The sequence below is a fragment of the Streptomyces bambusae genome (assembly GCF_020532645.1).
Taxonomy (GTDB): Bacteria; Actinomycetota; Actinomycetes; order Streptomycetales; family Streptomycetaceae; genus Streptomyces; species Streptomyces bambusae.
Window position 1 is genome coordinate 36,433 of the sequence record NZ_JAJAUZ010000016.1, and the last position, 20,023, is coordinate 56,455.

General features: G+C 72.9%; 15 protein-coding genes. 5 read left to right on the forward strand and 10 right to left on the reverse strand.

From position 1 onward, the window contains the following. Nucleotides 1-76: 76 nt before the first annotated feature. The 3 genes from LG634_RS13735 to LG634_RS13745 form a co-directional block, all read right to left on the reverse strand. A complete protein-coding gene (locus LG634_RS13735; protein ID WP_226734063.1) occupies nucleotides 77-3,199 on the reverse strand; it encodes a serine/threonine kinase C-terminal domain-containing protein in 3,123 nt (1,040 codons plus the stop codon). 241 nt (nucleotides 3,200-3,440) lie between these two features. Further along, nucleotides 3,441-5,801, reverse strand: a complete 2,361-nt coding sequence (locus LG634_RS13740) for a serine/threonine-protein kinase (protein ID WP_226734064.1) — start codon at nucleotides 5,799-5,801, stop codon at nucleotides 3,441-3,443. Between the two features lie 147 nt (nucleotides 5,802-5,948). Next, a complete protein-coding gene (locus LG634_RS13745; protein ID WP_226734065.1) occupies nucleotides 5,949-7,655 on the reverse strand; it encodes a glycerol-3-phosphate dehydrogenase/oxidase in 1,707 nt (568 codons plus the stop codon). A 262-nt stretch (nucleotides 7,656-7,917) separates the two neighbouring features. On the opposite strand from LG634_RS13745, the gene LG634_RS13750 reads away from it, so the two are divergent. Next, nucleotides 7,918-9,147, forward strand: coding sequence for a nucleotide sugar dehydrogenase (locus tag LG634_RS13750; protein ID WP_226734066.1), 1,230 nt, complete (start codon nucleotides 7,918-7,920; stop codon nucleotides 9,145-9,147). 148 nt (nucleotides 9,148-9,295) lie between these two features. Here LG634_RS13750 and LG634_RS13755 read toward each other — a convergent pair whose 3' ends face one another. The 4 genes from LG634_RS13755 to LG634_RS13770 all read right to left on the reverse strand — a co-directional run bounded on the left by LG634_RS13755 (nucleotide 9,296) and on the right by LG634_RS13770 (nucleotide 13,828). Then, nucleotides 9,296-10,420 (reverse strand): GuaB3 family IMP dehydrogenase-related protein, encoded by a 1,125-nt coding sequence (locus tag LG634_RS13755; protein ID WP_226734067.1) that lies wholly within the window; start codon nucleotides 10,418-10,420, stop codon nucleotides 9,296-9,298. A gap of 161 nt (nucleotides 10,421-10,581) precedes the next feature. Next, nucleotides 10,582-12,087, reverse strand: coding sequence for an IMP dehydrogenase (gene guaB, locus LG634_RS13760; RefSeq protein WP_226734068.1), 1,506 nt, complete (start codon nucleotides 12,085-12,087; stop codon nucleotides 10,582-10,584). A 130-nt stretch (nucleotides 12,088-12,217) separates the two neighbouring features. Further along, entirely contained in the window at nucleotides 12,218-12,847 is a 630-nt protein-coding gene (locus tag LG634_RS13765; protein WP_226734069.1) for a sigma-70 family RNA polymerase sigma factor, read from the reverse strand. A gap of 369 nt (nucleotides 12,848-13,216) precedes the next feature. Further along, nucleotides 13,217-13,828 carry a response regulator transcription factor gene (locus LG634_RS13770; protein ID WP_003948568.1) on the reverse strand — a complete coding sequence of 204 codons (612 nt, stop codon included), beginning with the start codon at nucleotides 13,826-13,828 and terminating at the stop codon, nucleotides 13,217-13,219. A gap of 379 nt (nucleotides 13,829-14,207) precedes the next feature. Between LG634_RS13770 and LG634_RS13775 the strand changes: the two genes are divergently transcribed. Then, nucleotides 14,208-14,531, forward strand: a complete 324-nt coding sequence (locus LG634_RS13775; RefSeq protein ID WP_226734070.1) for a WhiB family transcriptional regulator — start codon at nucleotides 14,208-14,210, stop codon at nucleotides 14,529-14,531. Between the two features lie 67 nt (nucleotides 14,532-14,598). Here LG634_RS13775 and LG634_RS13780 read toward each other — a convergent pair whose 3' ends face one another. Beyond that, nucleotides 14,599-15,495, reverse strand: a complete 897-nt coding sequence (locus LG634_RS13780; RefSeq protein ID WP_226734071.1) for a LysR family transcriptional regulator — start codon at nucleotides 15,493-15,495, stop codon at nucleotides 14,599-14,601. A gap of 79 nt (nucleotides 15,496-15,574) precedes the next feature. On the opposite strand from LG634_RS13780, the gene LG634_RS13785 reads away from it, so the two are divergent. The 3 genes from LG634_RS13785 (at nucleotide 15,575) to LG634_RS13795 (ending at nucleotide 17,833) form a co-directional block, all read left to right on the forward strand. Further along, entirely contained in the window at nucleotides 15,575-16,255 is a 681-nt protein-coding gene (locus LG634_RS13785; RefSeq protein WP_226734072.1) for an MOSC domain-containing protein, read from the forward strand. A gap of 25 nt (nucleotides 16,256-16,280) precedes the next feature. Continuing rightward, entirely contained in the window at nucleotides 16,281-17,054 is a 774-nt protein-coding gene (locus LG634_RS13790; protein WP_226734073.1) for an SDR family NAD(P)-dependent oxidoreductase, read from the forward strand. A 134-nt stretch (nucleotides 17,055-17,188) separates the two neighbouring features. Further along, nucleotides 17,189-17,833 carry an ester cyclase gene (locus LG634_RS13795; RefSeq protein WP_308072491.1) on the forward strand — a complete coding sequence of 215 codons (645 nt, stop codon included), beginning with the start codon at nucleotides 17,189-17,191 and terminating at the stop codon, nucleotides 17,831-17,833. Between the two features lie 94 nt (nucleotides 17,834-17,927). Here LG634_RS13795 and groL read toward each other — a convergent pair whose 3' ends face one another. Together groL and groES are read right to left on the reverse strand one after the other, a co-directional pair. Continuing rightward, nucleotides 17,928-19,556: a chaperonin GroEL gene (gene groL / locus LG634_RS13800; protein ID WP_226734075.1), complete on the reverse strand. Its 1,629-nt coding sequence runs from the start codon at nucleotides 19,554-19,556 to the stop codon at nucleotides 17,928-17,930. 118 nt (nucleotides 19,557-19,674) lie between these two features. Continuing rightward, nucleotides 19,675-19,983 (reverse strand): co-chaperone GroES, encoded by a 309-nt coding sequence (gene groES / locus LG634_RS13805; RefSeq protein ID WP_007265952.1) that lies wholly within the window; start codon nucleotides 19,981-19,983, stop codon nucleotides 19,675-19,677. Nucleotides 19,984-20,023: the final 40 nt, after the last annotated feature.

Genomic DNA, 20,023 nt, shown 5'->3' on the forward strand with positions numbered 1-20,023 from the left:
CCACGAACCGCCTGCGAGACCGCACTGTGACGCAACTGTCGGTTTCGACCGCCCCGTCCGGGGCGTTCTCCCCTGGTCAGCCGCCCGACTGGTAACTGGCCGTGGCCCGTTGGTAGATCTCGGTGACCTTGTCGCGGGCGTCGTCCGGGCCCACCGCCATGACCACGTGGTAGCGGCCGCCGAGGGCCATGACACGGTTGCGGACGAAGACGTTCCGGCCGCTGGCGTCGGTCCACGTGTACTCGCCCTCGGCCATGACCTTCTGACCCACGGTGAGGGAACGGACGCCGCGGGCGGTGGCCCAGCTGGAGGAGCGGTACGGGTTCAGCTCGCGCTCCTTGTCGCGCTGGTAGCCCAGCGGGTCGGGGTTGCCCTGCACGGCGTCCCGGCCCGGCACGACGATGAGTTCGTAGTCGCCGTCGGTGTAGCGGACCTGGCCGGAGTCGTTGAGGGGCCGCCGGTCCCAGCCCTCGGGCACGGCGAGCTGGAAGCCCTCCGCGTCCCGGGCCAGGGTGTAGCCCTTGCCGACGTCGGGGTTCGCGGTGGCGGGGGGCCGGGTCGCGGGGGCCTCGGTGCGGGGCGCCTGCGTCGGCTGCGGAGCCCGGGTCGGCGGCCGCGTCGGGGCCGGCTGCGGCGCGGGGGACGAAGCCGTGGCCACGGGCGTGCGCCGCTCGGTCTCCGGCAGGAAGACCATCGCGTACGCGACCGCCCCGGCGAGCGCGACGAACACGCCGATCAGCAGGTTCCGGCCGAGCGAACCGGGAGCGCGGCCGGCGCGCTTGGGCGGCGCGGACCGCGGGCTCGGGCTGGGGCGCGGGCTCGGCGAGGGCTTGGGCCGGGGCGCCTGGCGGTGCCGGCCGTGCCCGCGGTCCTCGCCGGACGGACGCCGCTTGCGCACGAGTTCGCCGCGGCGCCGCTTGATCGGCAGCCGCGTCGCGTCCGGTTCGGGCTCCGGTACGGGCGGCACCGGGACGGCGGCGTCCGGCTCCGGGGCGGACCGTACGAGCGACCGCAGCCAGCCGCGCAGCTCCTCGAAGTCAGGTCGCTCGGTGGGGTCCTGGCGCAGCAGCGACTCGACGACCGGCCGCAGCGGCCCGCACTCCTCCGCGTACGCGGGCGGCTCGGAGCACACCATCTCGACCAGCTCGACGGCACTGTCCTCGGGGTACGGGGCGTGCCCCTGCACCGCCCGGTACAGCAACGCACCGAGCGCCCACAGGTCCGCGGCGGGTCCGACGGGCGCGGCCAACTGCCAGTTCTCGTGCACCGGATGCGCCTGCTCCGGCGCCCAGCGCTCGGTGACGGCGCCCACCACGGCGATCCGTGTCTGCCGCGCCCGCTCGGCGGCGAGCGGCGATCCCGGCCCCCGGCCGCCGCCGTCCCACCCGGAAGCCCGGGCGGCCTGCACGGGCACGTGCCCCTCACCGGTTTCCGGCGCCCCCGACCCGGCGTGCCCCGGCTCGTACCCGGGCTGCGCCCCATAGCCCGCGGCGGCCGCGGGGTGTGTGCCGGGCACGGCGGCCGCAGGCTGCGCGCCGGGCCCGGGAAGGCCGGCGTGCACGGCCGGGCCGGTCAGCCCCGCATGCCCGAGCGGCACCGGACCGTCCTTGGCACCGAAGTACGCCCGCTCCCCCGGCCCGCCGGGCTGCACGGGCACCGCCACCGCCCCGCCGTGGCCTTGCTGCACGGGCGCGGACGGCCCGCCATGGCCGGGCTGCACGGGACCGGGGTGGAGCTCGTGCCCCGGAGCGCCGGGTTGCGCCGGAACCGGCACGGATCCGGCGGGCCCGGGAGCCGAGGGCTCCGGACCGGCGTACGGGGGCTGACCGGACGGGGCCGGTTCGGGGGCGGGGGCCGGGGGCCCTGCGGGTGTGTAGCCGGCGGGCAGGGCGGGGGTGCGGGGCGTGGCCCCGTGCCACGGCGTGCCGGCCTCGGGGCCCCCGCCGTACGGGTACGAGTAGCCCTGCGGGAGGTTGGACCCCTTCGGCCGGGCCTCCGGCGGTGCGGCGGCCCGCCGCTCCTCGGCGGCCCGGGCGGCTGCCTGGGCACCGGCCCGGTAGGCGGCGATGGCCCCGGCGCGCGCCGCCGCGGCGAGGTCGGAGGCCGCCCCGGCACCGGGCACCTGCCCGGCCGGCGCGCCCCCGGTCCGGCCGGCGGCGGCCTCGTGGTCCCGCGCCGCCTCGGGGGCGATGTGGTCCTTGTACGGCGACCGGTGGGCAAGGGGCTGCCCGCCTGCCTCCGCCGGACCCTCCTGGTCCGCACCGCCGTACGCCTGCGGCCCCCCGAGGGGGTCATCCTGCCCGTGGACCGGCCCGTACGAGCCCTGTGGTGCAGCCCCGTTGGCCCGACCGGGCAGTGTCGGCTGCCCTTCCGGCCCGGTTCCCGCACCCTGCGGGGCAGCGCCCGGCGCGCCCGTGGGTCCGTACTGCCCACCCGGCGGGCCCGCCGAGCCGGGCGCGGGGGCCATGGCGGCGGGCCCGTACCCCGCGCCCGGCGGGATGGGGGGCAGTGCCGGCTTCCCCGCGGGGCGCGGGTCGGTGCCCTGGGCTCCGTACGGCCGGGCGGCGGGGGGCGGTTCCGGTGGGCTGCCGTCGTCTTCGGAAGGGGGGACCACGTCGTAGCCGCAGAGGGCTTCCTCCGCGGCGCCGGCGGCCAGGCCGGTGAGGACGACGCGGCCGTCCTCGCAGACCAGGACCGTGCGGATGGTGATGTTCCGGTGGGTCCAGCCGTGTGCGTGCAGGACGCGGAGGGCGGTGAGGACGTCCGAGGCGACCTCCGCGGCCCGGTACGGACCCAGCGGACGGTCGGCGAGCAGCGCGGCCAGCGGACGCGCCCGCACCAGCTCGCTCACTATCCACAGCGACCCGCCCTCGGCGAAGACGTCGAAGACCTGGTCGAGCCGCGGATGGTCGGGGATCCGCGCGGCTGCCTGCGCCGCCTCGATCGCCCGCCGCACCGCGGGGTCCGCCGGCCGCCGGGTCGCCCCGCCCGCCGCCCGCCGGGCGGCCGGCGCCGGACCTCCCGGCCCGTCGTCGAGCAGTTCGGCGTCCACGATCTCCGGCAGCAGCACCTGCCGGACCAGGACCTCCTGCCCGCTGCGCGTGTCGAAGGCTCGGGTCTCGACCAGCTCGAACTCGTCGGACGGCGGCAGCGGCAGACGGTAGCGGTCGGCGAGAACCCTCCCCGCGTACTCCTCCACGACCCCTCCCCCTGAGCGTTCCCCCGTCACGAGCAGCCACGCCCGCACCGCCGCAAACAGGCCAATTCCGGTCGATTACCGGCCCGTTGCGGCTGCGTACGGTCCGCGGACTCTCACGATACGTCGCAGGGGCCACCCGCGTCGCGGGTCCGGCGAGGTCAGGCCCGGTCGGGCGATTCCGGGGCGACCGGGAGGATCCGGGGCACGGCGACGGCCGCCGCGCCCCGGGGCGGGCCGGGGGTCAGTCCTTCGGCTGGAAGGTCGCGAACGCGGTCTCGCGGAGCGTCTTGCACTCCGCCGCGTCCCATTCGGACACCTTGCAGCTGATCATGATCGCGTAGCCGTGGTCGGCGTCCACCTTGAAGCCGCGGTTGAGGACCCGGATCCGCGCCCCGCCCTGGTTCCGCTCGAACTCCCAGTCGGCGACCGTCGGGTAGCCGCGGTAGTCCCGCTCCGCGATGCCGAGGTGCTTGTACCCGCTGCTGCTGCGCGCGACGACCACGGCGAGCTGGGACCAGGCCAGCCTGGCGTCGTCGAGCGGGCTGTCGTTGAAGTCGACCTGGACCCGCGGGAAGCCGCCGTCACGGTTGTAGATGCCGCCGGAGTTCTCGCCCGCTATGTCGTTGCGGCGGAAGTCCTTCGGCAGCGCCATCGTGAAGTGGAACCGGTCGTCGGTCACGGTCGCGTACCCCGCGGGCAGCGCGCCGCCCTTGGTGCCGTCCTTGCCCTGACCGCCGGTGGCGCCCTGCGCGGTGCCCTTGCCGTCGGTGCCGCCCTGCGACTGGCCGGTCTGGCCCTTGCCCTGGCCCTGGCCCTGCGCCTGGCCGCCCTGCGCGGAACCGCCGTTGCCGGAACCGCCCGCCGCCGCAGGCTTCGCCGACGCGGACGAGGAACCGCCGGCCTTGCCGCCGTTCTTGCTGTCCCGGTCCGGCTCGTCGTTCCCGCTGAAGGCGTACGCGATGACCCCGCCGATGGCGGCGAGCACGGCCACGAACGCCACCACGGCCAGCGCGATCGTGCGGCGCGGCAGCACGTCCGTGAGCGGGGCCGCCGGCGCGGTCCGCGGGCCGCCGGTGCCCTGCGCGGGGACGGCCGGGCCGGGCTCGGCGTGCTGCACGGCGGCCGCGGCCCGCGCCGACTTCAGCGCAGCCTTGGCCCGTTCGCGGTTCTCCCGCTCCTTCTCCTTGGCTGCCTTGGCCGCCCGCGCGGCCTCCTTGGCCGCCTCCCGCGCCGCGTCCTTCTCCGTCTTCTCCGGCAGCGGCGGCAGGGCGATCATGCGGGTCTCGTCGACCGGCGGCTCCGGCTCGGGCTCCGGCGCGTTGACGATCGCCGTGAGCATCGCGCGGGCGCCCGCGTCGTCGAGCCGCTGCGCCGGGTCCTTGGCGAGCAGCCCGTAGATGACGTCGGTCAGCGGACCGGCGTTCCGCGGCGGGTCCACCGGCTCGGTCATGACGGCCGTCAGGGTGGCGAGCGCCGAACCCTTGTCGTACGGCGGCACGCCCTCGACGCAGGCGTAGATCAGACCGCCGAGGGACCACAGGTCGGCCGGCGGTCCCGGCTTGTAGCCGCGGGCGCGTTCCGGGGAAATGTACGAGGGGGCACCGACGAGCATGCCGGTGGACGTGACCGAGGGGTCGCCCTCGACCTGCGCGATGCCGAAGTCGGTGAGGACCACCCGGCCGCTGTCGGACATCAGCACGTTGGACGGCTTCACGTCGCGGTGCAGGATGCCCTCGCGGTGCGCGGCGCGCAGGACGTCGAGGACGGCGAGGCCGACCTCGGCGGCGCGCCGCGGGGTGAGGGTGCCCCTCTCGCGGATGAACTCGGCGAGCGAGGAACCCTCGACGAGTTCCATGACGATCCACGGCCGGTCGTCCTCGTGGACCACGTCGAAGACGGTGACCGCCCCGCCGCTGCGGATCCGGGCGATGGCCTTGGCCTCGCGCAGGGTGCGGGTGATCAGGCGGCGCTTCTCGTCGGCGTCGATCCCGGAGGGGAACCGGAGTTCCTTGACCGCGACGGTGCGGCCGAGGGTCTCGTCGACGGCCCGCCAGACCGTGCCCATGCCGCCCTTGCCGAGGACCCGCCCCAGCCGGTACCGCCCGGCCAGCAGCTGCCCCTCGTGCTCCCCGGTGTCCGACGACGCCCCGTCAGCTCCCTTCCGGGGCTGCCCGTCCCGCTCCGCCTCCGGTTCCGCTTTCTCCTTGTCGGCGGGCCCGGATGCAGGCACGGGAGCAGGTTCGGCCGCAGTGGCGGGCGCCGCCGCAGCCTCCCCCGGCGCCTTCGCCAGGGCCACCGGCGCAGGCTCCGCCTTCGTCACCGACACCGGCTCGGGCTCGCCTTCCGGCTCCGTCTCGCCCGCACCGGCAGGCCCGGCAGCATCCTCAGCCCCGGCCTCAGCCGAGGTCTCGGCGGCAACCCCGTCTCCGGCAGCCGCATCTGCCGCAGCCTCAGACCCGGCCCCGGCCCCCTTGGCCAGGACGACCCCGCCCGCGGTCGGCTCCGCTTCCGAACCGGACGCGGTGGCGGCGTCCTTCGCAAGGGAACCGGCGGCGCCATCCGCGAGGTCCTGCGCCTTGCGCGTGTGCTCCGGCTTCGACATGCGTCCCCTCTGCGATCGCGGTTCACCCCCGCCTCGGCAGGGAGCGTGGCAACCCGCCCCGGCAGAACCCTCATTGTTCCTCACTCCGGCACGGACGGGAGCCCGGGGTCCGCGGTTCCCCACAACCTCAGAGCGACCTCAAGATCGTTAAAGCGGAACGATGTCCGGAGCCCCCAGCCGCGCCGCGTCCGCCGTCTGGTCGTCCGGCTGACGCTGCGACTCCCGCTCCGCCTGCACCCGCTTCTCGTAGTGCTCCACCTCCTTGTCGATCTGCTGTTCGTCCCAGCCGAGCACCGGAGCCATCAGCTCGGCGCACTCCCGCGCACACCGCGTCCCGCGGTCGAACGTCTCGATGGAGATCCGGGTCCGCCGCGTGAGGACGTCGTCCAGGTGCCGGGCCCCCTCGTGCGACGCCGCGTAGACCACCTCCGCCCGCAGGTAGTCGTCCGCCCCGCCGAGCGGCACGCCGAGCCCCGGATCGGCCGCGATCAGGTCGAGGATCTGCTCCGTCAGAGAGCCGTACCGGTTCAGGAGATGTTCGATCCGCGCCACGTGCAGCCCGGTCCGCGCCGCCGTGCGGGCGCGCGCGTTCCACAGCGCCCGGTACCCCTCGGCGCCCAGCAGCGGCACGTCCTCCGTCACGCAGGCCGCGACCCGCTGGTCGAGCCCGTGCACGGCCTCGTCCACCGCGTCCTTCGCCATCACCCGGTAGGTCGTGTACTTGCCGCCCGCCACCACCACCAGCCCGGGCGCAGGATGGGCGACGGTGTGCTCGCGGGAGAGCTTGCTCGTGGCGTCCGACTCGCCGGCCAGCAGCGGCCGCAGGCCCGCGTACACCCCCTGCACGTCCTCCCGGGTGAGCGGCACCGCGAGCACCGAGTTCACGTGCTCCAGCAGGTAGTCGATGTCGGCGCTGGAGGCCGCCGGGTGCGCCTTGTCGAGGTCCCAGTCGGTGTCCGTGGTGCCGACGATCCAGTGCCGTCCCCACGGGATGACGAACAGCACCGACTTCTCCGTGCGCAGGATCAGCCCGGTGGTCGAATGGATCCGGTCCTTGGGTACGACCAGATGGATGCCCTTCGACGCCCGTACGTGGAACTGTCCGCGCTCCCCGATGAGCGCCTGCGTGTCGTCCGTCCACACCCCGGTGGCGTTGACGATCTGCTTCGCGCGGATCTCGTACGTCCCGCCGCCCTCGACGTCCTGGACCTTCGCGCCGACCACCCGCTCGCCCTCGCGCAGGAAGCCCACCACCCGGGCCCGGTTGGCGGCCAGCGCGCCGTACGCCGCCGCCGTCCGCACCAGGGTGGCCACGAACCGGGCGTCGTCCATCTGGGCGTCGTAGTACTGCAGGGCCCCGACCAGCGCGTCCTTGCGCAGGCAGGGCGCCACCCGCAGGGCCCGCCGGCGCGAGAGGTGGCGGTGCACGGGCAGGCCGCGGCCGTGCCCGCTGGAGACGGACATCGCGTCGTAGAGCGCCACGCCCGAGCCCGCGTACAGCCGCTCCCAGCCCTTGTGCTGGAGCGGATAGAGGAACGGCACCGGTTTGACCAGGTGCGGGGCGAGCCGCTCCAGCAGCAGGCCGCGCTCCTTCAGCGCCTCGCGGACCAGCGCGAAGTCGAGCATCTCCAGGTAGCGCAGCCCGCCGTGGATGAGTTTGCTCGATCTGCTCGACGTGCCCGACGCCCAGTCGCGCGCCTCCACCAGCCCGGTGGACAGCCCGCGCGTGACCGCGTCCAGCGCGGTGCCCGCGCCGACCACCCCCGCGCCCACCACCAGCACGTCCAGCTCCCGCTCGGCCATCCGGGCGAGCGCCTCGGTGCGCTGCGCGGGCCCCAGTTCCGCTGTCCTCACTGCTGCCTCCCGTCGGTGCGGCCGCCCCTGCGGGCGCACAAGCTCCGCCCGGCGTGAGTGACCCCGCTCACATCCCCCTCACCACGATTCTGACCGGGCGCACCCACATCAGCCACCGGCTGTGGACAACACAACGGTGGCCGCCGTCCCACAATGCCGCAGATCGGTCATATATACGCCTAGTCTGACATAGCGCCAGCTCGTGTCATCCACAGGACTTGCGCGCCCAGCCCCCTCCGGTTAGGGAAGGACGGCCACCTCCATGCCCGCAGACCTCGCCGTCATCGGCCTCGGCCACCTCGGCCTCCCCCTCGCCCAGGCCGCCGTAGCCGCGGGCATCGAGACCGTCGGCTACGACGCCGGCCCGGTCACCGACAGCACCCTGACGGCCGCCGAGATCCGCCGGATGTCGGCAGCCGGCTTCCGCGTCACCACCAATCCGGCCGAACTCGGCCGGGTGCGGACCGCGGTCATCTGCGCCCCCACCTCGCTCGGCGCCGACCGCGCCCTCGACCTGTCGGCGGTCGGCGAGGCCGCCCGGGCGCTCGCCGCCCGGCTGCGGCCGCACACCACCGTCATCCTCGAATCGGCCGCCCACCCCGGGGTCACCGAGGACTACCTCCGCCCGATCCTGGAGTCCGGCTCGCGGCTGCGCGCCGGGCGCGACTTCCACCTCGCGTACTCGCCCAGCCGGCTGGACCCGGGCAACCGCACCCACGGCTTCGCCAACACCCCCAAGGTGATCGGCGGGCTCACCCCGGCCTGCACCGAGTCCGCCGCCGCGTTCTACGCCCGGCTGACCGACAAGGTGGTGCGGGCCCGCGGGCTGCGCGAGGCCGAGGCGGTCCAGCTGCTCGAAACGACGTACCGGCACGTCAACATCGCCCTCGCCAACGAGATGGCCGTGCTCTGCCACGACCTCGGCGTGGACGTCTGGGACGTGATCCGCTGCGCGGAGACCAAGCCCTACGGCTTCCAGGCCTTCCGCCCGGGTCCGGGCGTCGGCGGCCACGGCGTCCCGCTCGACCCCAACTACCTCCCGCACACCCCCCGCACCCCCGGCCACCCGCTGCGCATGATGGGCCTGGCCCAGGAGGTGAACGGCCGGATGCCGCAGTACGTCATCCAGCGCTGCGCCGGCCTGCTGAACGAGCACGGCAAGTCCGCCCGCGGCGCCCGCGTGCTGCTCCTCGGCGTCACGTACAAGCCCGACCTCGCCGACCAGGAGGGCTCCCCCGCCCGCGAGATCGCCAGCCGCCTCCTCGACCTGGGCGCACAGATCAGCTACCACGACCCGTACATCGCCTCCTGGCGGGTCCGCGACCAGCCCGTCCCCCGCGCCGAGTCCCTGTACGAGGCCGCCGCCGGCGCCGACCTCACCGTCCTCCTCCAGCACCACCGCACCTACGACATGCAGGGCCTGGCGGTGAAGGCGCAGCTCCTCCTCGACACCCGCGGCGCCAGCCCCGCGGGCGCCGCCCACCGCCTCTGAATCCGGCCCGCAACCGCGGTCGTCTGATCTGCGCGTGTCCGATTGGTCCGGCCGGGGCGCTGAGGCACGTACACCGGAGGGCCGGCATCCCGGGTGGGATGCCGGCCCTGGCGTGCGAACGGGTGCCCGGTGCGGTGACCGGAACGGGTCAGCGGCGGTGCTGCGAGTCCGCGACGGTGACCTCGACGCGCTGGAACTCCTTCAGCTCGCTGTAGCCGGTGGTGGCCATCGAGCGGCGGAGGGCGCCGAAGAGGTTCATGGAACCGTCGGGGGTGTGGGACGGGCCGGTGAGGATCTCCTCGGTGGTGCCGACCGTGCCCAGGTCCACCTTCTTGCCGCGCGGCACGTCCTCGTGGACGGCCTCCATGCCCCAGTGGTGGCCCTTGCCGGGCGCGTCGGTGGCACGGGCCAGCGGGGAGCCCATCATCACGGCGTCGGCGCCGCAGGCGATGGCCTTGGGCAGGTCGCCGGACCAGCCCACGCCGCCGTCGGCGATGACGTGCACGTAGCGACCGCCGGACTCGTCCATGTAGTCGCGTCGGGCCGCGGCCACGTCGGCGACCGCGGTCGCCATCGGGACCTGGATGCCCAGCACGTTGCGGGTGGTGTGGGCCGCGCCGCCGCCGAAGCCGACGAGCACGCCCGCCGCACCGGTGCGCATCAGGTGCAGGGCCGCGGTGTACGTGGCGCAGCCGCCGACGATGACCGGGACGTCGAGCTCGTAGATGAACTGCTTCAGGTTCAGCGGCTCGGCGGCGCCGGAGACGTGCTCGGCGGAGACGGTGGTGCCGCGGATCACGAAGATGTCCACGCCGGCGTCGACGACGGCCTTCGAGAACTGCGCGGTGCGCTGCGGGGAGAGCGCGGCGGCGGTGACGACGCCGGAGTCGCGCACCTCCTTGATGCGCCGGCCGATCAGGTCGGCCTGGATCGGGGCCGCGTAGATCTCCTGCAGGCGGCGGGTGGCGGCCTCCTCGGAGAGCTCGGTGACCTCGTCGAGGAGCGGCTGCGGGTCCTCGTAGCGGGTCCACAGGCCTTCGAGGTTCAGGACGCCGAGGCCGCCGAGCTCGCCGATGCGGATGGCGGTCTGCGGGGAGACGACCGAGTCCATGGGGGCGGCCAGGAACGGCAGCTCGAAGCGGTAGGCGTCGATCTGCCAGGCGATCGAGACCTCCTTCGGGTCCCGGGTGCGCCGGCTCGGGACGATGGCGATGTCGTCGAACGCGTACGCCCTGCGGCCGCGCTTGCCGCGCCCGATCTCGATCTCAGTCACGTGTGGTGGCCTTTCCCTCTTGGCTACTGCGTGTCCAGTATCCCCGAAGGCCGGACGGCCGCGTTCCCGCGACCGCCGAGCGGGACGGGCGCAACCCCGGGCCGGTGCGGAAACGGCGAGGGGCGGGCCCGGTCACCCGGGCCCGCCCCTGTGCGATCGCCTCAGCCCTTGCGGGAGTAGTTCGGCGCCTCGACCGTCATCTGGATGTCGTGCGGGTGGCTCTCCTTGAGGCCCGCGGACGTGATGCGGACGAACCGGCCGCGGTCCTGGAGCTCCGGCACCGTGCGCCCGCCGACGTAGAACATCGACTGGCGCAGGCCGCCCACCAGCTGGTGGACGACGGCCGACAGCGGACCGCGGTAGGGCACCTGGCCCTCGATGCCCTCGGGGATGAGCTTGTCGTCGCCGCCCACGCCCTCCTGGAAGTAGCGGTCCTTGGAGAACGACTTGCGGTCGCCGCGGGACTGCATGGCGCCGAGCGAGCCCATGCCGCGGTACGACTTGAACTGCTTGCCGTTGATGAAGAGCAGCTCGCCCGGGGACTCCTCGCAGCCCGCGAGCAGCGAGCCGAGCATCACCGTGTCGGCACCCGCGACCAGCGCCTTGGCGATGTCGCCGGAGTACTGGAGGCCGCCGTCGCCGATGACCGGCACGCCCGCCGCCTTCGCCGCGAGGGAGGCCTCGTAGATGGCGGTGACCTGCGGGACGCCGATGCCGGCGACCACGCGGGTGGTGCAGATCGAGCCGGGGCCGACGCCGACCTTGATGCCGTCGCAGCCGGCGTCGACGAGCGCCTGGGCGCCGTCGCGGGTGGCGACGTTGCCGCCGATGACGTCCACCGAGGAGTTCGACTTGATCTTGGCGACCATGTCGCCGACCAGCCGGGAGTGGCCGTGCGCGGTGTCGACGACGATGAAGTCGGCGCCCGCCTCGATGAGCGCCTGGGCGCGCTCGTAGGCGTCGCCGGCGACGCCGACGGCGGCGCCGACCAGCAGGCGGCCGTCCTTGTCCTTGGCGGCGTTCGGGTACTGCTCCGCCTTGACGAAGTCCTTGACGGTGATCAGGCCCTTGAGGGTGCCCGCGTCGTCGACCAGCGGAAGCTTCTCGATCTTGTGGCGGCGCAGCAGCTCCATGGCGTCCACGCCGGAGATGCCGACGTGGCCCGTGACCAGCGGCATCGGGGTCATCACCTCGCGCACCTGGCGGCTGCGGTCCGACTCGAAGGCCATGTCGCGGTTGGTGACGATGCCGAGCAGCTTGCCGGCGGGGTCGGTGACCGGGACGCCGGAGATGCGGAACTTCGCGCACAGCTCGTCGGCCTCGCGCAGGGTCGCGTCCGGGTGCACGGTGATCGGGTCGGTGACCATGCCGGACTCGGAGCGCTTGACCAGGTCGACCTGGTTGGCCTGGTCGACGATGGAGAGGTTGCGGTGGAGCACGCCGACGCCGCCCTGGCGGGCCATGGCGATGGCCATCCGGGCCTCGGTGACCTTGTCCATCGCCGCGGACAGCAGCGGAACGTTCACGCGGACGTTCCGCGAGATCAGGGAGGAGGTGTCGATCTCGTCGGGTGCCATGTCGGACGAGCCCGGCAGCAGCAGGACGTCGTCGTAGGTCAGCCCGAGCGAGGCGAATTTGTCGGGCACTCCGTCACCGTTGGCAGTCATGACACCTTCCCAGATGGTCTTGCTTAGCGCGGATAACGATGCTAACGGGAACCCGGGGCGTCTCATTCCACGATCAAGATCGATCGCGATTTTCGTGGAATCCTACGAGTTTCAACCCGCGTTGATCGAATTACTGTTCGGCCAACGCGCGCAAGCGGGACAGCGCCCGGTGCTGCGCCACGCGCACCGCACCCGGCGACATCCCCAGCATCTGCCCGGTCTCCTCCGCCGTCAGCCCGACGGCGACCCGCAGCACGAGCAGCTCACGCTGGTTCTCCGGCAGGTTGGCGAGCAGCTTCTTGGCCCAGGCCGCGTCACTGCTGAGCAGCGCCCGCTCCTCGGGTCCCAGCGAGTCGTCGGGGCGTTCCGGCATCTCGTCGGAGGGCACCGCAGTGCTGCCGGGGTGCCGCATCGCGGCGCGCTGGAGGTCGGCGACCTTGTGGGCGGCGATGGCGAAGACGAACGCCTCGAACGGGCGGCCCGTGTCCCGGTAGCGCGGCAGGGCCATCAGCACCGCGACGCAGACCTCCTGCGCCAGGTCCTCCACGAAGTGCCGGGCGTCCCCCGGCAGCCGCGACAGCCTGGTCCGGCAGTACCGGAGGGCGAGCGGGTGGACGTGGGCGAGCAGGTCGTGGGTGGCCTGCTCGTCGCCCTCGACCGCACGACGGACCAGGGCACCGACTGCGCCGGCGCCGCTGTTCTTGGGGGGCCCCGCAGGGCCCGTGGCCGTGGGGGATCCCAGGGCCTCGTCGTCGCGCATCAATCCATGGTGCCTTGACGCCGGACGTTCCGCGGCACCGCGGCCCGTGTTGTGCACCGAAGCGTTATGAGCAGGCGCGCCGGAACTCATCGTCAACGCCCTCCCCTCCCGCTCGGCCGAATGGTCCCCGAGGCAGCAGCGCCTGCGCCGGCGTCCGCCCCTGGGTGGTGTCCCACCCTCAAGGATGCGGCATCGCGCGCGAAGCGACACGTCCCCCGGATTCTGCCCCGCCAACCCCCTCGCGCACACCGGATACGGCAAGACTCGCGGAGACTCCCGGGCCTTCGGCAGGGATCCGCGGCCGGCCGCCGGGTGCGACCGCCACGCGCCGCCCCGCCCGCACGGTGGCGGACGGGGACCGCAACGCGATCAGCGGACGAGGCCCCAGCGGAACCCCAGCGCCACGGCGTGCGCCCGGTCGGACGCACCCAGCTTCTTGAAGAGCCGGCGGGCGTGGGTCTTGACCGTGTCCTCGGAGAGGAACAGCTCGCGCCCGATCTCGGCGTTGGACCGGCCGTGGCTCATGCCCTCCAGCACCTGGATCTCCCGGGCGGTGAGGGTGGGCGCGGCGCCCATCTCGGCGGACCGCAGCCGGCGCGGGGCGAGCCGCCAGGTCGGGTCGGCGAGCGCCTGCGTCACCGTCGCGCGCAGCTCGGCGCGCGAGGCGTCCTTGTGCAGGTAGCCGCGGGCCCCGGCGGCGACCGCGAGCGCGACGCCGTCGAGGTCCTCGGCTACGGTCAGCATGATGATGCGGGCGCCCGGATCGGCCGAGAGCAGCCGGCGCACGGTCTCGACACCGCCGAGGCCGGGCATCCGTACGTCCATCAGGATGAGGTCGGAGCGGTCGGCGCCCCAGCGGCGGAGGACTTCCTCGCCGTTGGCAGCCGTGGTCACGCGCTCGACGCCGGGCACGGTGGCCACCGCGCGACGGAGCGCCTCTCGGGCAAGCGGGGAGTCGTCACAGACGAGGACGGATGTCATGGCCGCCCTCCGCAGCTACTGATGCGCGTCACCTTGAGCCTCCAGGCTGGTACGTATCGTCACCTGTGCGGTCGATGCTCTCGGACACCTGTCCGGGAACTTCTTCGTTCAACCGCCTTCGCACTCTCAACGATGGTCACTCGAAAGAGTTACGGGTCGGACGGACACCTTCGGCACTCTACGTGAGGACGCCGACACAACACGGGCGCCACAACCGGTCTGTCCTCCATCTGGAGCTATGCCCTATTTGGCGGCTTTCCTTCCGGTTGGCTGGTGTCTGAGGCTAGATTCCCAATGAGTCATATTTACATCTACTCGGATAGTAGATATGACTGGTTGGGCCGTATCCGTCTCAGTACCGGCCTCAAGAGGACTACCCATGGCAGATTTCTCCCGCCTCCCCGGACCGAACGCCGACCTCTGGGACTGGCAGCTGATGGCAGCCTGCCGAGGGGTCGACAGCTCCCTCTTCTTCCACCCGGAAGGCGAGCGGGGCGCGGCCCGGAGCGCGCGCGAGGCCTCGGCTAAAGAGGTCTGCATGCGATGCCCGGTGCGCGCGGAGTGCGCCGCACACGCCCTCGCCGTACGCGAGCCCTACGGGGTCTGGGGAGGGCTGACCGAGGACGAGCGCGAGGAGCTGATGGGCCGCGCCCGCCACCGCCTGATCTCCGCATCGAGCGTGAGCAGCACGCCCGCGCACTGAACCGGTGCACGAAAGGCACCGTCAGCAGGAACGTTTCCCCTGAGCCGCCGCGCGGCGCCGGCCCCGGCTACCGCGCGGCGGCACGCTCCAGCTCGTCGAGGGTGGCCGCCACGGCGGGCACCCGCGCCAGGTCGGGCAGCGTCAGCGCGACCACCTCGCGGTGCACCGCCGGCTCGACCGCCAGCGTCCGCGCCCCCTTGGTCCGTACGGACTCCACCGCCAGCTCCGGCAGCACCGCCACGCCCAGGCCCGCCCCGACCAGCCCGACCACGGCCGGGTAGTCGTCGGTGGCGAAGTCGATGCGCGGGGTGAAGCCGGCCTCCTCGCACACGTCGACCAGGTGCCGGCGGCAGCGCGGGCAGCCCGCGATCCACGGCTCGCCGGCCAGGTCGGCCATCGCCACCCGCTCCGCCCCGGCCAGCGGGTGCCCCTCCGGGACCAGGCCGACCAGCTTGTCGGTGAGCACCGGCCGGACCACCAGGTCCGCCCACTCCGCCGGGTCCGCCGCGCCCGTGTAACGGAAGGCGAGGGCCACGTCGCAGTCGCCCTCGCGGAGCATCTCCACCGAGCGCGGCGGCTCGGCCTCGACCAGCGAGATGCGGGTGCCCGGGTGGGCGGCGCGCATCGCGGCCAGCGCGGTCGGCACCAGGGTGGAGCTGCCGCTGGGGAAGGACACGAGCCGCACCCGGCCGGCCCGCAGCCCGGCGATGGCGGCGACCTCCTCCTCGGCGGCCGTCAGCCCGGCGAGGATCCCGGCGGCGTGCCGCACCAGCGCCTCGCCGGCCTGGGTCAGGCGCATCTCGCGGCCGGTGCGGATGAGCAGCGGGGTGCCGGCGCCCTGCTCCAGGGCCTTCATCTGCTGGCTGACGGCGGGCTGGGTGCAGCCCAGTTCGCGGGCGGCGGCCGAGAAGGACCCGGTCGCGGCCACGGCGCGCAGGACGCGGAGATGACGTGCCTCGATCACCCTCCGAGCATAAGGGGCCCTTTGATGGTGGCGCCAATTATGGTTGTCCGCTTTGAGACGGCTGGGCTACGGTGCCGCCATGCATCTGATCTCCGTGAACCTGGGACGCGCGACCGCCGTCGACTACACCGACGCGCCGGGCGGGCGCACCGGCATCGGCAAGTACCCGACCCCCGGTCCGGTACGCGTCGACGCCCCCGGTCCGCGGGGCACCGGAGGCAGCGGACTGGCCGGGGACGCCATCTGCGACCTGCGCCACCACGGCGGGCACGACCAGGCGGTGTACGCGTACGCCCGCGAGGACCTGGACTGGTGGGAGGCCGAGCTGGGCCGCGAACTGCCCGGCGGCCGGTTCGGCGAGAACCTCACCACCGCGGGCCTGGACGTGAACGGCGCGCTGGTCGGCGAGCGTTGGCGGGTCGGCCGGGAGCTGGTGCTGGAGGTGTCCGCGGCCCGGATCCCGTGCCGCACCTTCCAGGGCGCGCTGGGCGAGGCCGGCTGGGTGAAGCGGTTCACCCGGGCGGGGCGGCCCGGCGCGTACCTGCGGGTGGTCGAGCCGGGCGAGATCGCGCCCGGCGATCCGGTCGAGGTGCTGCACCGGCCGGACCACGAGGTCACGGTGGGCTTCTGGTTCCGCGCCCACACCACCGAACGGGACCTGCTGCCGCGCCTGCTGGCCGCGGGCGACGCCCTGTCGGCCGCCGCCCGGGAGAAGGCGCGGGCCCATCTGGAGAAGTACGGCAGCGACGCGCGGGCCTGACATCCGCGGCAGCTAGGTTTCGCGTATGACGACTGCTCTGATTACGGGATCCACGGCGGGCATCGGTGCCGCCTTCGCCCGGCGGCTCGCCGCCGACGGGAACGACCTGGTGCTGGTGGCCCGGGACACCAAGCGGCTGCGGGAGCAGGCGACCGAGCTGCACGACCGGCACGGCATCGAGGCCGAGGTGCTCACCGCGGACCTGTCGACGGAGGAGGGCATCGCCGGCGTCGAGGCCCGGCTGGGCGACCGCCGCAGCCCGGTGGACCTGCTGGTCAACAACGCCGGGTTCGGCAACAAGGGCCGCTACCTCGACGTGTCGATGACCGACGAGCTGGCCATGCTGAAGGTGCACGTCGAGGCGGTGCTGCGGCTGACCTCGGCGGCCACGTCGGGCATGCGCGAGCGCGGCCGCGGCGGGGTCGTCAACGTGGCCTCGGTCGCGGCGTTCGTCCCGCGCGGCACGTACGGCGCGAGCAAGGCGTGGGTCGTGCAGTTCACCCAGGGCGCGGCCCGGGACCTGGCCGGGTCGGGGGTGCGGATGATGGCGCTGTGCCCGGGGTTCGTGCGGACGGAGTTCCACGAGCGGGCCGGCATGGGCACCGACAACATCCCGAACTGGATGTGGCTGGACGCCGACAAGCTGGTCGCGGCGGCGCTGACGGACCTGTCGCGCGGGCGCACGGTCTCGATCCCGGACCCGCGGTACAAGGCGCTGATGGGCATCGTGAAGCTGACCCCGCGCGGTCTGCTGGGCGGGGTGTCCTCGCGCACGGGCCGCAAGTACGGGCCGCAGTGAGCCCCGCCCGGTGACCCGCGAGTAACCCGGCCGAACGGGTGAATCCTCCCTAAACTGGACATGTCCCACCCAGCCCGGGAGCCACCATGACATTCGTACAACTGGTCGATTACAGAACTCACCAGCCCGAGGCGATGAGCGATCTGCTGGACAAGTACGTCGCCCAGAGCCAGGGCAAGCGCACGGTCACCCACAGCATCGTGGGCAAGGACCGCGACCAAACGGACCACTACGTGAACTTCGTCGAGTTCCCGTCGTACGAGGAGGCCATGAAGAACTCCAACCTCCCGGAGACGGACCGGATGTTCCACGAGATGGTGTCCCTGTGCGACGGCATGCCGACGTTCACCAATCTGGACGCGGTCCGCGACGAACACCTCAACACCCTGCTGGCGAACCGGATGTACGACGACATCGCGGTGAAGGGCGACCTGTCCGTCATCGAGGAGATCTTCGCCTCGGACTACCGGGACCACGACGTCTCCAACCCCGTGGACAAGACCGGATACGCCGCGGTCCGCGAGGACGTCGAGATGTGGCGCAGCGCCTTCGACTTCACCTTCACCCGTGACGCCCAGATGGCGCAGGACGACTACGTCACCACGCTGTGGACCTGGACCGGGACGCACAAGGGCGAGTTCATGGGCATCGCCCCCACCGGCAAGTCCTGCACGATGACCGGCACCACGGTCTTCCGATGTCAGGACGGCATGATCAAGGAAGGCTGGTGGCACTACGACGCCATGGCCCTGATGCGGCAGCTGGGCGTCATGGAGTGACGCCCGCTCAGGCGGCCGCAGCAGAACGGGAAGGCCCCCGCCCCGCCGGGTGACCGGCGGGACGGGGGCCTTCCGTCAGAAGCGCGGGGACGCGTCAGTGGCTGTGGCCGTGACCGTGGCCGTGACCGGCGTCGGCCTCCTCCTCGGCCGGCTTCTCGACGACCAGGGTCTCGGTCGTGAGCAGCAGCGAGGCGATGGAGGCGGCATTCTCCAGGGCGGAACGGGTGACCTTGACCGGGTCGATGACGCCGGCCTTGACCAGGTCGCCGTACTCGCCGGTGGCCGCGTTGAAGCCCTGGCCCTTCTCCAGCTCCGCCACCTTCGAGGTGATGACGTAGCCCTCGAGGCCGGCGTTCTCGGCGATCCAGCGCAGCGGCTCGACCACGGCGCGGCGGACGACCGCGACACCGGTGGCCTCGTCGCCGTCCTTGCCGAGGTTGCCCTCGAGGACCTTGGCGGCGTGGACCAGAGCGGAGCCACCACCGGAGACGATGCCCTCCTCGACCGCGGCGCGGGTCGCGGAGATGGCGTCCTCCAGACGGTGCTTCTTCTCCTTCAGCTCCACCTCGGTGGCGGCGCCGACCTTGATCACGCACACGCCGCCGGCCAGCTTCGCGAGGCGCTCCTGGAGCTTCTCGCGGTCCCAGTCGGAGTCCGTGGCCTCGATCTCGGCCTTGATCTGGTTGACGCGGCCGAGGACGTCCTCGGAGGAGCCGGCGCCGTCCACGATCGTGGTGTCGTCCTTGGAGACGGTCACGCGGCGGGCGGTGCCCAGCACGTCCAGACCGGCCTGGTCGAGCTTGAGGCCGACCTCCTCGGCGATGACGGTGGCACCGGTGAGGGTGGCCATGTCCTGCAGCATCGCCTTGCGGCGGTCGCCGAAGCCCGGGGCCTTGACGGCCACCGCGTTGAAGGTGCCGCGGATCTTGTTCACGACCAGGGTGGAGAGCGCCTCGCCCTCGACGTCCTCGGCGATGATCAGCAGCGGCTTGGAGCCACCCGCCTGGATGACCTTCTCCAGCAGCGGCAGGAGGTCCTGGATGGAGGCGATCTTGCCCTGGTTGATCAGGATGTACGGGTCGTCGAGGACGGCCTCCATACGCTCCTGGTCGGAGACCATGTACGGCGAGAGGTAGCCCTTGTCGAAGGCCATGCCCTCGGTGAACTCCAGCTCCAGGCCGAAGGTGTTGGACTCCTCGACGGTGATGACACCGTCCTTGCCGACCTTGTCCATCGCCTCGGCGATGAGCTCGCCGACCTGCTGGTCCTGCGCGGAGAGCGCGGCCACGGCGGCGATGTCGGTCTTGTCCTCGATCGGGCGGGCGGTCGCGAGGAGGTCCTCGGAGACCGCCTTGACCGCGGCGTCGATGCCCTTCTTCAGGGAGGCCGGGGAGGCGCCGGCGGCGACGTTGCGCAGGCCCTCGCGGACCAGCGCCTGGGCCAGGACGGTCGCGGTGGTGGTGCCGTCACCCGCGATGTCGTTGGTCTTGGTCGCCACCTCCTTCACGAGCTGGGCGCCCAGGTTCTCGTACGGGTCGTCGAGCTCGACCTCGCGGGCGATCGTGACACCGTCGTTGGTGATGGTGGGGGCGCCAAACTTCTTGTCGATGACGACGTTGCGGCCCTTGGGGCCGATCGTCACCTTCACCGTGTCGGCAAGCTTGTTGACGCCGCGCTCAAGGGCGCGACGGGCGTCCTCGTCGAACTTCAGGATCTTCGCCATGGGAGCGGTTCAGCCCTCTCGAAAAATCTGGGGGTTCCAAACGAACTGCGCCCCTCGCCGCCCGGCTTCAGCGGGGTGGCCAGGGGCGCAGCTCAAAGCACTTCTGCTTCGGGGTGAATTACTTCTCGACGATCGCGAGCACGTCGCGAGCCGAGAGGACGAGGTACTCCTCGCCGCTGTACTTCACCTCGGTGCCGCCGTACTTGCTGTACAGCACGATGTCGCCGACGTTGACGTCCAGCGGGAGACGCTGGCCGTCCTCGAAGCGGCCCGGGCCCACGGCGAGGACGACGCCCTCCTGGGGCTTCTCCTTCGCGGTGTCCGGGATGACCAGGCCAGAGGCCGTGGTCTGCTCGGCGTCGAGCGGCTGGACCACGATGCGGTCCTCGAGCGGCTTGATGGCAACCTTGGAGCTGGCGGTCGTCACGATCCGACCTCCCCCTTCGGAGATCTCACGGGGTTAACTG

What these genes read in the sequence shown, in the direction of transcription:
- LG634_RS13740 (WP_226734064.1), bottom strand. Translation starts at nt 5,801, where the DNA reads ATGTCGAAGCCGGAGCACACGCGCAAGGCGCAGGACCTCGCGGATGGC.
- LG634_RS13750 (WP_226734066.1), top strand. Translation starts at nt 7,918, where the DNA reads ATGCCCGCAGACCTCGCCGTCATCGGCCTCGGCCACCTCGGCCTCCCC.
- guaB (WP_226734068.1), bottom strand. Translation starts at nt 12,087, where the DNA reads ATGACTGCCAACGGTGACGGAGTGCCCGACAAATTCGCCTCGCTCGGG.
- LG634_RS13765 (WP_226734069.1), bottom strand. Translation starts at nt 12,847, where the DNA reads ATGCGCGACGACGAGGCCCTGGGATCCCCCACGGCCACGGGCCCTGCG.
- LG634_RS13770 (WP_003948568.1), bottom strand. Translation starts at nt 13,828, where the DNA reads ATGACATCCGTCCTCGTCTGTGACGACTCCCCGCTTGCCCGAGAGGCG.
- LG634_RS13775 (WP_226734070.1), top strand. Translation starts at nt 14,208, where the DNA reads ATGGCAGATTTCTCCCGCCTCCCCGGACCGAACGCCGACCTCTGGGAC.
- LG634_RS13785 (WP_226734072.1), top strand. Translation starts at nt 15,575, where the DNA reads ATGCATCTGATCTCCGTGAACCTGGGACGCGCGACCGCCGTCGACTAC.
- LG634_RS13790 (WP_226734073.1), top strand. Translation starts at nt 16,281, where the DNA reads ATGACGACTGCTCTGATTACGGGATCCACGGCGGGCATCGGTGCCGCC.
- LG634_RS13795 (WP_308072491.1), top strand. Translation starts at nt 17,189, where the DNA reads ATGAGCGATCTGCTGGACAAGTACGTCGCCCAGAGCCAGGGCAAGCGC.
- groL (WP_226734075.1), bottom strand. Translation starts at nt 19,556, where the DNA reads ATGGCGAAGATCCTGAAGTTCGACGAGGACGCCCGTCGCGCCCTTGAG.